Annotated in this window: 12 protein-coding genes and 1 pseudogene; 4 read left to right on the plus strand and 9 right to left on the minus strand. The window is 67.8% G+C overall.

What is annotated here, in order from left to right; all coding sequences use genetic code 11:
* The first annotated feature begins 31 nt into the window (after positions 1-31).
* A complete protein-coding gene (locus ACFW9O_RS27755; RefSeq protein ID WP_384613094.1) occupies positions 32-763 on the plus strand; it encodes an alpha/beta hydrolase in 732 nt (243 codons plus the stop codon).
* A gap of 278 nt (positions 764-1,041) precedes the next feature.
* Here the strand turns inward: ACFW9O_RS27755 and ACFW9O_RS27760 are convergent, their stop codons facing one another.
* The 5 genes and pseudogenes from ACFW9O_RS27760 to ACFW9O_RS27780 all read right to left on the minus strand — a co-directional run.
* Positions 1,042-2,565 carry a hypothetical protein gene (locus ACFW9O_RS27760; RefSeq protein WP_384613096.1) on the minus strand — a complete coding sequence of 508 codons (1,524 nt, stop codon included), beginning with the start codon at positions 2,563-2,565 and terminating at the stop codon, positions 1,042-1,044.
* A 93-nt stretch (positions 2,566-2,658) separates the two neighbouring features.
* Positions 2,659-3,396 carry a VOC family protein gene (locus ACFW9O_RS27765; protein WP_384613098.1) on the minus strand — a complete coding sequence of 246 codons (738 nt, stop codon included), beginning with the start codon at positions 3,394-3,396 and terminating at the stop codon, positions 2,659-2,661.
* 95 nt (positions 3,397-3,491) lie between these two features.
* Positions 3,492-4,673, minus strand: coding sequence for a S8 family peptidase (locus tag ACFW9O_RS27770; protein WP_384613100.1), 1,182 nt, complete (start codon positions 4,671-4,673; stop codon positions 3,492-3,494).
* 487 nt (positions 4,674-5,160) lie between these two features.
* Complete coding sequence (locus ACFW9O_RS27775; protein WP_384613102.1) at positions 5,161-5,535, minus strand: Zn-ribbon domain-containing OB-fold protein; 375 nt, start codon at positions 5,533-5,535, stop codon at positions 5,161-5,163.
* 116 nt (positions 5,536-5,651) lie between these two features.
* Positions 5,652-5,810: pseudogene (locus tag ACFW9O_RS27780) on the minus strand (methylmalonyl-CoA mutase family protein); the annotation flags it as partial.
* Between the two features lie 135 nt (positions 5,811-5,945).
* Here ACFW9O_RS27780 and ACFW9O_RS27785 point away from each other — a divergent pair.
* Entirely contained in the window at positions 5,946-6,626 is a 681-nt protein-coding gene (locus ACFW9O_RS27785) for a TetR/AcrR family transcriptional regulator (RefSeq protein WP_384613104.1), read from the plus strand.
* A 109-nt stretch (positions 6,627-6,735) separates the two neighbouring features.
* Here ACFW9O_RS27785 and ACFW9O_RS27790 read toward each other — a convergent pair whose 3' ends face one another.
* The 4 genes from ACFW9O_RS27790 to rph all read right to left on the minus strand — a co-directional run bounded on the left by ACFW9O_RS27790 (position 6,736) and on the right by rph (position 12,073).
* Entirely contained in the window at positions 6,736-7,581 is an 846-nt protein-coding gene (locus ACFW9O_RS27790; protein WP_384613108.1) for an amino acid ABC transporter ATP-binding protein, read from the minus strand.
* Positions 7,582-7,586: 5 nt separating this feature from the next.
* Complete coding sequence (locus ACFW9O_RS27795) at positions 7,587-8,372, minus strand: amino acid ABC transporter permease (RefSeq protein ID WP_351174876.1); 786 nt, start codon at positions 8,370-8,372, stop codon at positions 7,587-7,589.
* Between the two features lie 14 nt (positions 8,373-8,386).
* Positions 8,387-9,193, minus strand: coding sequence for an ABC transporter substrate-binding protein (locus ACFW9O_RS27800; protein WP_384613111.1), 807 nt, complete (start codon positions 9,191-9,193; stop codon positions 8,387-8,389).
* A 282-nt stretch (positions 9,194-9,475) separates the two neighbouring features.
* Positions 9,476-12,073: a rifamycin-inactivating phosphotransferase gene (gene rph, locus ACFW9O_RS27805; protein WP_384613112.1), complete on the minus strand. Its 2,598-nt coding sequence runs from the start codon at positions 12,071-12,073 to the stop codon at positions 9,476-9,478.
* 824 nt (positions 12,074-12,897) lie between these two features.
* On the opposite strand from rph, the gene ACFW9O_RS27810 reads away from it, so the two are divergent.
* Both ACFW9O_RS27810 and ACFW9O_RS27815 read left to right on the plus strand, forming a co-directional pair.
* On the plus strand, positions 12,898-13,521 hold the full coding sequence (locus ACFW9O_RS27810) for a hypothetical protein (protein WP_384613114.1): 624 nt from the start codon (positions 12,898-12,900) through the stop codon (positions 13,519-13,521).
* A 267-nt stretch (positions 13,522-13,788) separates the two neighbouring features.
* Complete coding sequence (locus tag ACFW9O_RS27815; protein ID WP_384613116.1) at positions 13,789-14,343, plus strand: SMI1/KNR4 family protein; 555 nt, start codon at positions 13,789-13,791, stop codon at positions 14,341-14,343.
* Positions 14,344-14,360: the final 17 nt, after the last annotated feature.

Consider the following 14,360-nt stretch of genomic DNA (forward strand, 5'->3'; position numbering starts at 1 on the left):
TCCCCCTCCCCGAGAGAAAGAGATTCCCCTCATGTCAACGTTTCTGCTTGTACACGGTGCTTGGCACAGCGGCCGGTGCTGGGAACGAGTGGTCCCGCTGCTGGAATCGGCCGGACACCGCGTGTTCGCGCCCTCGCTGACCGGCTACGGCGACAAGGCACACCTGCTCGGACCCGAGGTGGGGCTCGACACGCACGTCGAGGACATCGTGAAGCTGATCCACGAGGAGGAGCTGACCGAGGTAGTGCTCGTGGGCCACAGCTACGCGGGGCTGGTCGTCTCGTCCGTGGCCAACGACGTGCCGGAACGGATCGCGCACCTGGTGTACCTGGACGCGATGGTCCCGGAGCACGGCGAGAGCGCCGTCGATGTACAGCCCATGACCCAGAACCTGATCGACCTGGCCGCCCAGTCCGACACCGGCTGGCGCATCCCGCCACTGCCCGAGATGCTCCCGCCCCTCGGCCTGTTCGGGGTCACCGACCCGGCGGACGTCGCATGGCTGCGCGCGACACTCTCCGACCAACCGGTGCGTTGCCTGCAGCAACCGGTCCGACTGGACAACCCAGCCGCCGACACGGTTCCACGCACACACATCCACTGCGTCGGCGCAGAACCGGAAGGCATCGTGCGCCGGCCCGTCCCCGCGACACAGCCCAACGGTTCCCCGGCACGCATACGAGAACTGCCGACCGGACACGACTGCATGATCACCATGCCGGCGGCCCTGAGCGAACTGCTGCTTGAACCGGTCCTTCGTTAGCATCCGGACCGTGACTGCGGCAGTGAGCTGAGAAGACCCGCCACCGTCAAACAGTGCACCTGCACCAGCGCCGCTCGCCCCAGGCATCCGGGCCTCACCGATCCCCCCTCCGACTGGTTCGCCCCGGGAGCTGGACAGTGCCTCCAGGAGTTGCAGCAGTCGCTGGGCGTCGTCGATCAGTTGCTCAATCGGCGCTCACGATCACACGGAACTGCTCACGAAAACGCAGAACCTGCACGCAGCCATGTAAGCGGAGTCCCGTTTCCTGGCCGCGGGTGTCAGGACCGCGATCTGGAAACGCCCGCCCCCGGCGAGATGGTGGTGACGTCCAGGCAGTGGTCGAGGAGTGCGTGCATGCGGGGAACAGGGAGGGCCGGATTGGCTGCAGCGCCCTCGGCGGTGAGGGGGTCGGCGAGGAGGGCCTCCATGGTTTCCGGTGACAGGCCCGGGTTGGCGGCCGCTCCACGGCGCACTGACGCGTCGGGGTCCCTCACCGGGGGGTCGGGCAAGGCGGGATCGGCTGCGGCCAGGGCCCGAACCTCTGGATCCGGGTGGTCGACGAGGTGAGCCCAGCCGGTACGGGGGAACGCGGGCAGAGCCAGCAGGTGCGGACGGTGGGCCGGGCGGGTGACGAAGACATCCAGGAGGAGGTGCGGCGGAGCCAGCGGGTGGTGGCAGGCCAGCCGGATCCTCACCTCCTCGTCGTCGTCCTGCGCGAGCGGCTCGGCGAGTTCCGCCGACAGGCCCGGCCAACTTGCCGCAACCCGGCGGAGCACCGGTTCCTCGGACACCGCGCAGGCGGCGAACCAGTCGGGTGACGGCCCGACGGCCGGCCCGGTAGTCGACTCGGGGATCGGGCAGGTGCAGTCAGGGCCGTGGCCGATGACCCGGTCGATCGCCCAGTGCTCCGCCCAGGTGCGGGGGAAGGGATGGAGGCGCGCGCACATCCGCACGTGCTCGTCCGGGTCCTCTCCCAACTCCGCCACCAGGTCCGGTCCCACGTCGGGCCTGGCGGCGATCAACGCGCGGACCTCCGCGTCGGGGTGGCGGGCGAGCCGGGCCAGGGCGTAGGCCGGGGTGTGCCGGTTACGGGCCAAGGGGAGCACCGTGCCGTCCGCGAAGCAGTGCTCGACGAGCGCGGGGGACAGAGCACACGTGGCGAACACGAACTCGTTGCGCGAACCGAAGGACGGCAGCATGGCCTCCACCCGTTCCGGGTCCAGCTGCCAGTTCCTGTCCTGCGCCGCTTCACGGACTGCGGGGTCCGGATCTTCGAGCAGTCCGGCTCGTTGCGCCGGGGTGAGTGACTGCCACCTCCACGTTGCCCGTATCCGGAGTTCGGGGTGCTCGTGGCCGGCGATGGAGCGGAAGAAGGACAGCGGGATCTGCCGGGACGAATCGAGCTCCCCGACGATCTCCTTCGCGGTGACCTTTCCGTCCTCGCCTCCGTCCTGGGCCAACAGGAGGGTCACGAGGATGTCGTCCGGCAGCGGTCGGACCCAACGGGGGTAGTGAGGGGGGCCGGCCGCGAGCCTTGCGCGGACGATCCCCGACGGGTCCGTCGCCAAGGGGGCGAGCCGCGCCGGGTCGACGTACCGGTTGCGGGCGAGCGCGCGACGGATGACTTCGGCCGGATGGCGCAGGGCAGCGTCGACAACGGCGTCAGGCAGGTCACGACCCTCGCACATCAACAGTCCGGCCTCACCGGCCCCTTGATCCAACAGACGTACCAGTACGTCGGAGGGCGCCGCCGGATTGAAGGCGATGCCGCGCAGCCACAGTTCACGCAGTGAGTCGAGCACCGTGTCATCCTGCCACTTCGCCCCCTGATCCGGTCTTGCCTACGACGGCCCGCTCGTGGCCACCCGAAAGACGGCCGGAGCCGTTGCTCAAGTTCAGCGAGGAGTGAGAAGGCAGAACTCGTTGCCTTCCGGATCGGCCAGAATCGTCCAGGAGACAGCGGACTGGTCGATACCAGGGTCGGTGGCGCCCAGAGCGCGCAGACGTGCTTCCTCCGCTGCCAGGTCGTCACCGGGGTAGGGGCTGACGTCGAGGTGGACACGGTTCCACACGCTTTTCGTGTCGGGGGTGCGCAGGAACTCCAAGTAGGGGCCGACGCCCTTGGCGGAACGCATGGCCGCGCGGTCGTCGGTGACCTCGTGCAGCGTCCAGTCCATCGTCTCGCCCCAGAACCGGGCCATCCCTCGTGGGTCGGTGCAGTCGACAACCACCGCAGCGATCGGCCCGGTGTCCCGGTAGATGGGACGGGGCTCCAGGACGCAGAACTCGTTCCCCTCCGGGTCGGCCATGACCGTCCAGGGGACGTCACCCTGGCCCACGTCGGCGAGCGTCGCGCCGAGATCCTTCAGGCGCGCGACCAACTCCGCCTGGTGGGCTGTGGAGGTGGTGTCCAGATCAAGATGCACCCGGTTCTTCACCGTTTTGGGTTCCGGGCGGGCGACGATGTCGATGCAGACCGCCACAGGGTCGGGGTAGACGAAGCCCAAGGGTTCGAGATTGGTCACGCCGGGTCCCTCGCTGTCGACACCCCAACCGAGTGCCTCGGCCCAGAACCGGCCGAGCGCGGAGTCGTCCAGGGCCTTCATATTGATCTGCACGAGCCTTGTTGCCATGTCTCAGATCCTAGAAGGTGACGCTCGGGTGGTGCCCGAGGAGCGGCCGTACCTGCCGGGTGGGAGCTCCTCGGGCACCATGTGACCGAGCCCTTCTAGAACATCGAGTGCAGCAGCTTGTTCGGCGAACCCGTGAGGGGGTTGCGGACCTTGCCGCTCGTCGCGTTGTTCACCAGGGCGTTCCGGACCTGGGCCGGGGTCGCGGTGGGGTGGGCAGAGAGGTAGAGCGCTGCCACACCGGCCGTGTGCGGGGTGGCCATGGACGTGCCCGAGATGGTGTTCGTGGCGGAGTCGCTGTCCTTCCACGCCGAGGTGATGTCGACCCCCGGAGCGAACAGGTCAAGGCACGTGCCGTAGTTGGAGAACGAGGCGCGGCTGTCCGTCCTGTCCGTCGCGCCGACCGTGATCGCCTCGGGGACGCGGGCGGGCGAGTAGTTGCACGCGTTCGCGGGCAGCCCCAGGATCGGCAGGCCGTTGCCCGCGGCGATCGAGTAGCTGACGCCGGAGGTGATCGACTTCTTCACCGCGTCGTCGAGCGAGGTGCTGGCACTTCCGCCGAGGCTCATGTTGGCGACCGCCGGCTTCCTGGCGTTGGCCGTCACCCAGTCGATGCCTGCGATGACGCCGGCGGTGGTGCCGGAACCCTCGCAGTCCAGAACGCGTACGGCGATCAACTTGGCGCCCTTGGCGACGCCGTACGTCTTGCCGCCGACGGTGCCCGCCACATGGGTGCCGTGGCCCTGGCAGTCCTGGCCGTTCCGGCCGTCGCCCACGGTGTCCTTGCCGATGCTTGCGCGTCCGCCGAACTCACTGTGGGAGGTGCGGATCCCGGTGTCGATGATGTACGCGTTCACGTTCGAAGCGGACGTGGCGTGCGAGTACGTCGTCGACAGCGGAAGGTTCCGCTGGTCCACCCGGTCGAGACCCCAGGTCGCGTCGGACTGGGTGTCGTTGAGCCGCACGATCGAGTTCTGCTCGACGTACGCCACACGCGGGTCGGCGGCGAGCGCCTTCGCCCTCGTCTCCGACAGGGAGGCCGAGAAGCCCTCAAGGACGTTTCGGAAAGTGTGCTTGGGCGTGACGCCGAGATCGGCGGCATTGGTCCTGCCGTCCTTCAGGACGACAATCCAGCTGTTCTGTACAGCGGTTACGGAGGGGGCGAGGCGAAGATCGCCGATGATCGCACCCTGCGCGGTGGGGGAGACGGCGAACTGGAGACCGGTCGCAACTGCGAGCGCGGGTATCAGCGCCCCGACGCGACGGGCAGTGATTCTCATCCTGTGCACCTGACCTTTCGTTGACCGGGTTACGGGCAAGTACGGTCGTGCATGGTGCCAGGACGTGTGGTTGCGTGAACCAGGGCTCCGTGGTGTGACGTACGCCACAAGGTCGCGACTGGTTGGTAAGTCCCCCTGGAATAAAGGGAGTTGAGGGATCACCATGAGGTGTGGATCTTGTGCGCGCGCCTCACGTGCCCGAAATGCGAGGCAGGGCGGGTCAGGGCCGGAGTGTCGTGCGGTCTGCCGAAGTCCGGCGCGTTTCGTCGAGTGCGACCCCGTCTCCACCGTCGACGACGCACGCATCACCGAGTCCGGCGCACGCCGCGAACTCATGCGGCACGGCGGTGACTACGCGGGCGTGTTTCACCCTTCTGGGCGGACGGCTTCGTCTTCAATCCGTCGCGTGCCCGGCGAGGCCGCCCTTGCTCAGGGCGCCGTGGGAGTGCGCGCGGGATCGTGGTCGGCCGGTCACGGCCGAGGTCAACTATGCGGCGGTGGGCGCCTGGACCGTGAAAACGGGCACTCTTCCGTCCGCGAACCGCTGGAAGCGCACCCGCGTGCCGATGCGGGGTGCGGGCAGGGTGCACCCGCTGAGGCGCGCCTCGATGCGAAATCCGTCGTCCAGGCCGACCAGGCACACGAGACGGGGTACATGCCCTTTCCGCGGTCTGTATTCGTAGTCGTCTATCCGGCCGGCGCCCTGGCTGTCCTCCCATGTGAGGTCTTCGCCGCCGCAGTGCGGGCAGATGCAGCGGTGGCCGAACAGGGCGCTGGTGCACCAGGTGCATCGCTGGAAGCGGAGAAGGGAGGGTTCTTCGGCACTCTCCGGGGCGGGTTCGTTGGTGGTCCGGTAGTGCACAGGTGCTCCTGGGCTCGAGGCGGGAGTGCGCGGGCGGTTGCTGGGGCGGTGGGCGGCGGGTGCCCTCGCGCGCAGGGCGGGTCAGGGTGCCGAGGTCGGCTCGTCGGGTCCTTCGCGGTGTCGAAGCCGGCGTGCTGTCGCATCGTCCGGGGCCGACCGGGGTTCGTCGAGGGGTACGCGCCCCGGGTGAGCGGGTAGCGCCCGGGAGTCCTCGGCCGGGCCTTCGCGTCGGAATCCGCCCATGTCCAGCCGTCGAGGAGCGGCTGGATCGGCAGGCCGGTCGGACGTGCCGCGCGTCATGGAAATCACCCTGAACCTCCAGCGGTACTGAATCTCGCCCTGACGGTACTCAGTATCATTCGACAGGGCAAGTGGCCTCTCGAGCCTGAAACGGGGAAAGATGGGCGATCATGAGTAAGCCTTCCGCGCGGACCCGACTCGCAGAGGCCGCCTTCGCGCTGTTCGACGAGGGCGGATACGACCGGACGACCGTCGATGACATCGCTGAGCGGGCCGGTCTGGGGCGTACGACGTTCTTCCGGCATTACCGTTCCAAGGAAGATGTGATCTTCCCCGATCACGACCGGCTCCTCGACCTGATCAGGGACCGGCTGGCGACCTCCAGCCACAGCACTGCCCTGGTCGCCGTCTCGGACGCGGTCCGTCTGGTTCTGCTGCACTACCTCGACGAGGGTGAGCTCGCGCGGCGCAGGTACCTGCTCACCAGCAAGGTGGCTACCCTGCGGGACCGCGAGATCGCCAGCGTGGCGCGCTACCAGCGGCTGTTCCGTGAGTTCATCGCGGACTGGATGGGTGACGCGGTCCAGTCGGCGTCACTCAGGGCGGAACTGATGTCGGCCGCGGTGGTCGCGGCCCACAACCACGTACTGCGCCGCTGGCTCCGGGGGGAGACGACGGACCCGGTCGGCGAGGTGGACGAGGCGATGCGCGAGGTGCTGGCCCTTTTCCCGGCGGGCGACGCGCCGGTGGCAGGAGCGGGTACGACGGTCGTCGCGTTCCGGACCGGTCAGGACATCGACGCCCTGCTTCCGTCACTGAGGCGACTCGTCGAGGGCGGGACGGACGACTGAGGCATGCCCCGCGGTTCTGTACGACGCGCGGGACGAGCGGGCTGTCGAGACGGTGTTCTCAGAGCCCGAGGGGGCAGGAAACGGGTTCCCTGCCCCCTCGGCTGCGGTTCTAGACCGGGCCGGACTGCCTTCCCGGCCCGTCGGCGTCCCCGGCCGGCTCCTCACTCAGGCCCGCGGTGGCCGGAGTCAGCACGCGCGCGAGGAAGGACCGGGTGCGGACATGACCCGGCGCGCCGATCACCCGTGCCGGGGTACCCTCCTCGACGATGACCCCGCCGTCCATGAAGACGACGCGGTCCGCCACCTCCCTGGCGAAACTCATCTCATGGGTGACGACGAGCATCGTCATCCCCTCGTCGGCCAGTGAGCGCATCACGGCGAGGACGTCCCCCACCAGTTCCGGGTCCAGGGCGGACGTCGGCTCGTCGAAGAGCATCAGTTCCGGGTCCATGGCCAGTGCCCGCGCGATGGCCACCCGCTGCTGCTGACCGCCGGACAGCTGCGCCGGGTAGGCGGACTCCTTGTCGGTCAGGCCCACCCGGGCCAGCCGTTCGCGGGCGATCCGCGCAGCTTCCGCCTTGTCGCGCCCGAGCACCCGTCGCTGAGGGAGCGTCAGGTTCTCCAGCGCCGTGAGATGCGGGAAGAGGTTGAACGACTGGAAGACCATGCCGATCCGTCGGCGCACACTGTCGATGTCCACATCCGGGTCGGTGACCTCGGTACCGGCCACCATGACCGTTCCCGAGGTGGGTTCCTCCAGCAGGTTCACGCAACGGAGCAGCGTGGACTTGCCCGAGCCGGACGGGCCGATGACGCACACCACCTCACCCCGGGCGACCGTGAAGTCGATGCCGGAGAGCACTTCCAGTGTTCCGAACGACTTGTGCAGGCCCCGCACCTCGATCGCCGGTGTGTTCGCCGCTGCCGCGCCGTCCGTCACAGGAACAGCCTTCATCGCACTCACCTCGCCCTCGCCGTACGCGCTTCGAGCCGCCTGACCAGATGGCCGAGCGGCAGGGTGATGATCAGGTAGCAGAGTCCGGCGATGAGGATCGGGGTCAGGCTGCGATTCTGGTTCAGGGCATCCCGCCCGAACTTCGCCAACTCGTACTGGGAGAGTGACAGGCCCAGCAGATACACCAGGGACGAGTCCTTGGTGAGCAGGATCAGTTCATTGGTGAGCGGTGGCAGAACGATGCGCAGGGCCTGCGGAATGATGATCGACACCATCGCCCGGCCCTGCGACATTCCGAGTGAACGCGCCGCCTCCATCTGTCCCTTGGGGACGGCCTGGATTCCGGCCCGTATCGTCTCCGCCATGTAGGCGGCGCCGACGAGCCCCAGCGCCAGCATCACCGTGACGTACTGATTGAGCGCCACCTGGAAAGCGAGCGGGACGCCGAATCCGAGGGCGATGAAGACCAGCAGGGCGGGAACCCCGCGGAAGAACTCGATGTAGGCGATGGCCAGCCAGCGGTACGGAGGTACGTGCGACAGCCTCATCAGTGCGAGCAGGAGCCCCATGGCCAGCCCGAAACCGAAGCCGAGCAGGGTGTAGATGACGGTGTTGACGAGGGCGGTGGTGATGATGTCGGGGAACTGCGCCCTGGCCACCTCCACATCGAAGAACGCCCGTCCGATCTCGCCCCAGTCGGCGGTCAGGGCGACTACGGCTGTCACGGCGGCGAGGACGGCGTACTGAACACCCCGGATGGCTCGGGTCCGTTGTCGGCGGGATATGGGCATCAGTGGTGGATTCCTCAACTCTTGGGGGCGGCGGGGAACCACTTCTTGTAGATGCGGTCGTAACTTCCGTCGGATTTGGCCTCGCTGATCACCGCGTCCACCTCCTTGCGCAACGCATCGTTTCCGGTCCGCACTCCGATGCCGTACTCCTCGCCCGTGTTGAACTCGGCGGTGACCTCGGTGTCCGGGTTCTTCCGCACGTACTCGAAGAGCACGCCGTTGTCGTTCACCGCGGCGTCGACCTGTCCGGTCTTGACTGCCGTGAGCAGCAGGGCAAGGTCCTCGAACTGCACGGTCGTCACCCCCGGGGCGTTCTTCTGGGCGTACGTCTCCCCGGTGGTGCCTTGCTGGACCCCGAGCTTCTTTCCCTTGAGGCTCGCCAGAGAGGTGAAGGAGGACCCCTTCTTGGCGACCAGGGCCTGCGTGGCCTCGAAGTAGGCGGCAGAGAAGTCGAGGTTCTTCGCACGCACCGGCGTGATCGTCATGCCTGCCGCGGCCAGGTCGCACTTGCGGGCGTTGAGGTCCTCGCCGCTCTGGATGCCCTCGAAGGGCGTGTCCACGATCTCCTGGGTGACCTCGAGCTTCTTGGCGACCAGATCCACGAGGTCCACGTCGAAGCCGACGATGGCATCGCCCTTGCGTACCTGGAAGGGCTCGTACGGCAGATGTGTGCAGGTCGTGAGCTTGCCGGAGTTGACCAACTCCAGTTCTGTGCCACCCGACGCCGAGGGTTTGGTACTCGTGCAGCCCGTGAGAACGGCGACGGCGGTGACCGCGGCGGTCGCGGTGGCCAGCAGGGGAAACACGGAACGATCGGACATGGGATCTCCAATGTGCGGTCGGCCAACGGGCTCACTTCGTCAGTGAGTTGCGCTGATCCTGCCATCGGAGGTGCCGGATGTCGCCTGTTGAGTCGTGGGCGGTCCGTGAGGTCTGGGGGACGAGTTCGAGCCTGTCCGCAGCGCCCGCCCGCGGTGGGCGGCGCTCACGTCCGGGCGGGCCGAGGACCGTTGTCCGGTCGGTGACCGAGTATGCGGGAAGTGCCTCCGCCCCTGCCTCGTACAGGACGTGACGAGTCCCGTATGGGGCAGGGGCGGTGTCGGTCAGGGGAGGATCTCGATGTATCCGCCGGTTCCGTGCACGCGGATCCGCTGTCCGTCCTGGATCAGCCGGGTGGCCCGCTCCACGCCCACGACGGCCGGCAGTCCGTACTCCCGGGCGATCACCGCGCCATGCGTCATCAGGCCGCCCACTTCCGTCACCAGGCCCGCGATTCCGACGAACAGCGGCGACCAGCTGGGATCCGTGAAGGTCGTGACCAGGATGTCGCCCGCCTCGAGATCGGCCTCCGCCATGTCCAGGACGACGCGGGCTCTTCCCTCGACGGTCCCGGCGGAAACGGGCAGGCCGACCAAGGCGCCTTCCGGTACGTCGTCGCGCCGGTACGCCCCGGTGACGGCCTCACCGTCCGATGTGAGTACCCGGGGCGGTGTGAGTGCGTGGTACGACCGGAACGCTTCCTTGCGCTGCTCGATGAGCCGGCCGTCCACCTGGTTCGAGCGCGCGACGTCGTGGAGTTCCTGGAACGTGAGAGAGAAGATGTCCTCCTTCTCCGCAAGCACACCTGCCCGCACGAGGCGCTCCGCCTCCTTCATCAGGGCCTGTTTGTAGACGAAGTAGCGGCTGACGATGCCGTACTTCGGGTACTCCCGGTATCCGATGAAGGTGCGGACCCGGTCGATCATCCGCTTGGTCTCCTCGGCCTTCCGATTCCCGTCCGGCAGGGCACGCAGGCGTGACAGCACGTCCCGTTCCTTCTCCCGCGCCTTCTGCCGGCCCTGCTCGAAGCGCCGCTCGGCGGCGCCCGGCTCGAAGATCCTGACGTTGTCGAGGATCACGGGCACGAGCGTCGAGGGGCGCTCACGCCAACGCGGCCTCGTGATGTCGATCTCGCCCACGCAGCGCATGCCGTACCGGTCGAGGTAGGACGTGATGGCGTCGCGCGCCTCCGCCCCGCCAGGGAGCTTCGCCAACCCGTCGAGGAAGTCCTCGTCCCCGACACCCTGCAGGAACGCCACCACCTCCGGGTGCGGGCGGATCACGTCCGCGACGTCGAGCAGCGCCAGACCCATCTCCGACGTGATGTTGCCGGGGGCGGACAGCGTCAGCGTGTCCGCCGCGTTCTTCTCACCGAGCCACTCCCGCAGCTTGTCGTTGAGCCACCACGTGGCATCCATCCCCGCCATGACCGCCCGAAGGCTCAGCGGATCACCGAGGACTCGCTTGTGCTCCTCGAAGGCCGCCAGCAGGAAGTCGAACAGCGACGGTCCGGTCTTCGTCCGGATGTCGCGCTCCAAGGCGGCGACGGACGCCTGACTGCGCTCGATCAGCTCGGTGACGACGGCCGGATCGGTCTCGATCGGGGCGGGCCCACCGCCGGCCGGCGGTACGCCGGGACTCGGGTCCGGGAGCGAGGGGACGAAGCCGTCGCGTTCGAGGACGGTCTCCAGAGCGTCCCTGATCAGCGGATCACCTCTCCCTATGGCGTCCAGGAGACCGGCGCGGCTCGTGGGCGAGGCCAGCCGCCGGGTGACGTCGACGAACAGCCTGCCGCCGGCTTCGTGCATCTGCACCATGGCCGTCAGCTGCCACATCGAGAACCCCAGGGGCTTCATGGGGTCGGTCATCATCTGCCCGTGACCGACGGAGACGTAGACGTGATTCTCCTGGTCCCCGGCCTCGGGAACGGGGAACAGCGTCGTGATCGGCCGGCTCTGCACGATCTGGAAGCCGTCGTCGACCAGACACCATTCGATGTCCTGCGGGCGGCCGAAGTGCGCTTCGATCCGCCGCCCGAGCCGTACGAGCCGTACGACCTGCGCATCCGTCAGCGCCGGCTGTTCCTGCTGGTGCGAGTCGATCGCCACTTCCTGCGTACCGCCGTCCGGCAGGGCGTGAACGGCACGCTGTTTGGCGGCGATCGCCTTGGCGATGATTGCGTCGTCCCGCACCGTGAAGACGTCCGGGTTCACCAGCCCGGAGACCAGGGCCTCGCCGAGGCCGAAGCCGGCGTCCACAGTGGCGACCTTCCGGTTGCCCGTGACGGGGTCGGCCGTGAACAGGATGCCCGACGCATGAGGGAAAGCCATCCGCTGCACGACCACGGCCATGTGGACCGAACGGTCGTCGATGCCGTTGCGCCGGCGGTAGATCACGGCCCGCTCGGTGAACAGCGAGGCCCAGCACCTGCTGATGTGCTGGAGGACCGCAGTCGGCCCCACGACGTTCAGGTACGTGTCCTGCTGGCCGGCGAAGGAGGCCGTCGGCAGGTCTTCCGCCGTCGCGCTGGACCGGACGGCGCAGGCGGCCTGCTCGCCGAGCCGGGCGAGCGCACGGGTGATCGCCCCCGCAAGAGCGCCGGGGACGGCCACCGCTTCGATGGCCTGGCGAATCTGCGCGCTGAGCGTGCGGATCCCCTCCAGGTCGTCGGGGTTCACGCGCGACAGCCGATCGAGCTGTTCGTCGATCGACGGCTCCTCCGCAAGGATCCGCCGGAAGGCGTCCGTCGTCACGCAGAAGCCCCCCGGAACGCTGACGCCCTCGATCCGTGACAGACCGCCCAGGTGGGCCCCCTTGCCGCCGACTACCGTGACCTGCTTCTCGTCGACCTCTTGAAGATCCAGAACATACTGGTCGGTCATCGCGATACCTCCGGGGCAGCCGTGCTCCCTCGCGCTGGAGCGGCCGATCGCATCACCGGCACCTCCAGCTCTGTCGAACCTCTTGTCGAGCACGTCGTCATCTTCCGTCGCCTTTCCTCCGACGAGCCGGCCGGATGTGCCGCCCGGTCAGGCGGCGCGCACACCCGCACCACCGCCCCGGGGGCTTGTGACCGAACTGCCGCTCCGGCAGTCGATTCGACGTCACCGCGTCCCCCAACGCGTCGACAACACACGCACGTCGTGCCCTTCTTTCCGCAGGTTGTGGCCTCGGCCGATGATTCTGCGCCACCACCGGGGCCTTGCCGCAAGCCCCCCATTGCGCTATAAGTTGAGAGTGGCAGGGAGAGAGATCTCCTTGCCTTTTGTTTTTTGCCGTCCGCCGGGACTGACCAGCGACTCGCGACTCGCGACCGAGCGATCGAGCGATCGAGTCGAGGAATCCCACCCGGCGCCCGAGCGGCCGCGCGCGTGTCGCACCGGTTCCACTCAGTGGCGAACGTGATGATGGCGTACGCAGGTCGAGCCGGACTCCGACAAGACCCCTCTCCCGAAACGTGCGGCCTGGAGGGCGAATGAACCCTGAGTGCACCGTCGAACGGCGCAGAGCGATCCGGCTGGGGGGAATGATCGCACTCGGTGGGAGCGCGGCAATCGTAGGCGCTGGCCCTCCGGCGTCACCGACAACGGGGAACCCTGGAATTCCGCCATCGATTGTGGGGCGCACCTACATCTTCGGGTACGGGTCCCTGATTCAGCGAGCATCACGCACCGCGACGTGGCCCGAGGCGGAGGAAGCCGTACCCGTGGCGGTCAGGGGCATCAGTCGCGGCTGGTACGACCGGGTGGACACGGTCAGCTGGGGCCCTACGTACTTGGGGGCCGTCCCCAAGAAGGGCGCGAGATGCAATGGGGTCCTCTTCTCCGTCACCCAGCAGGCACTCGAAGACTTCACACGCCGTGAATCCGGCTACCGGCTGACCCGGATCCCCGCGAGCGACATCTCCATACTGGACGGAAGCAAAGGCCCTCCCGCCGGTTCCGTGTGGTATTTCGCCAACGTGGCCAAACGCTTTCCGAACGAGCAATTCCCGATCGTTCAGTCCTATGTGGACGTGTGTCTGGACGGCTGTCTGGAAAGCGAGGAAAGTTACCCAGGAGCCCGGGAAGCCCAATTCGCCAAGGAATTCATCAGAACTACATCGGACTGGCGGACGCCGTGGTTCAACGACCGGATCTACCCGTGGCGGCCCTTCGTGCACGTCCCGCGCGCCAACGCCATCGACACGCTGCTTCGTGACGGACTCGGAAAGGACCTCTTCGAAAGGATCACGCTCCCGCACGGTCCCAGTCGGCCTGCCTGGACCCACGGCATGACGATCGGCCCGGACGGGGGACTGGAACGAGGAAGTTCCTTGTGGCCACCGTGATCCGATCCCCGACCCAGCGGGGTGCGTCGTAACGGGTACCGAGCGGCATGTCGTGTCCGGCGTGCTCGTTGTCGCAGCGGGGGAAGGTCTGCGCGTGTGCCGTGCCGCTGCTCACCGTCACGGTCGCGACGTACGTCGCCTACCGACACCCGGCCCGTGGCTTCGCCGCCGCGGCATCCGTCTCACCGTCCCTGACGGGGCGCTTCGCTGTCGGCCGTAGGGTGCACCGTGAGGCCGTGAGGTGGACGTTCGGGGAAAGGAATGGCCATGGGGGACGTGCAGTTGGCGTGGCAGCGGTTGGTGGACTGGCTGGAGACGAATGCACCGGCGACTGCATCGTCGGTTCTCGCTCCCGCGACGCCGGCGGCGATCACTGCGGCAGAGAAGCGCATGGGCGTCGTTCTCCCGGGCGACCTTCGGACTTGGCTCCTGGCCTCCGGGGCCGACAACGGCCCTGTTGGTGTCACGGAGGGGGTCGTGCCCGGCAGCAACCGCGATCTGCTGGGACTCGCGGCCATGGAGCGGACGTATCACTTCAAGATGGAGATCGAGCGCGACGACCCGTCCGACGATCCGGAGTTTCCCTTCTGGCACGAGCAGTGGATTCCGATCATCTCGGACGATGATGCTTGTTACGGCAGGTTCCTGGACGTGCGTAGCGGTCAGATCGGTTCATTCGGCGACGGGGACGCGCCTTCCTTCGGAGTTCACGAGTCTCTGTCCGCTCTGTTCAGCGAGACGGTCGCCCTCATGGAGCAGATCTCTTCGGGAGCGCAGGGCGCTACGGGACGCGTTCAGGGCAGCAGGCTGATCTGGGACTGATGACCGGGCACTTTCGT

This window comes from Streptomyces sp. NPDC059499 (genome assembly GCF_042749285.1).
Lineage (GTDB): Bacteria > Actinomycetota > Actinomycetes > Streptomycetales > Streptomycetaceae > Streptomyces.

What these genes read in the sequence shown, in the direction of transcription:
- ACFW9O_RS27755 (WP_384613094.1), top strand. Translation starts at nt 32, where the DNA reads ATGTCAACGTTTCTGCTTGTACACGGTGCTTGGCACAGCGGCCGGTGC.
- ACFW9O_RS27765 (WP_384613098.1), bottom strand. Translation starts at nt 3,396, where the DNA reads ATGGCAACAAGGCTCGTGCAGATCAATATGAAGGCCCTGGACGACTCC.
- ACFW9O_RS27770 (WP_384613100.1), bottom strand. Translation starts at nt 4,673, where the DNA reads ATGAGAATCACTGCCCGTCGCGTCGGGGCGCTGATACCCGCGCTCGCA.
- ACFW9O_RS27785 (WP_384613104.1), top strand. Translation starts at nt 5,946, where the DNA reads ATGAGTAAGCCTTCCGCGCGGACCCGACTCGCAGAGGCCGCCTTCGCG.
- ACFW9O_RS27790 (WP_384613108.1), bottom strand. Translation starts at nt 7,581, where the DNA reads ATGAAGGCTGTTCCTGTGACGGACGGCGCGGCAGCGGCGAACACACCG.
- ACFW9O_RS27795 (WP_351174876.1), bottom strand. Translation starts at nt 8,372, where the DNA reads ATGCCCATATCCCGCCGACAACGGACCCGAGCCATCCGGGGTGTTCAG.
- ACFW9O_RS27800 (WP_384613111.1), bottom strand. Translation starts at nt 9,193, where the DNA reads ATGTCCGATCGTTCCGTGTTTCCCCTGCTGGCCACCGCGACCGCCGCG.
- rph (WP_384613112.1), bottom strand. Translation starts at nt 12,073, where the DNA reads ATGACCGACCAGTATGTTCTGGATCTTCAAGAGGTCGACGAGAAGCAG.
- ACFW9O_RS27815 (WP_384613116.1), top strand. Translation starts at nt 13,789, where the DNA reads ATGGGGGACGTGCAGTTGGCGTGGCAGCGGTTGGTGGACTGGCTGGAG.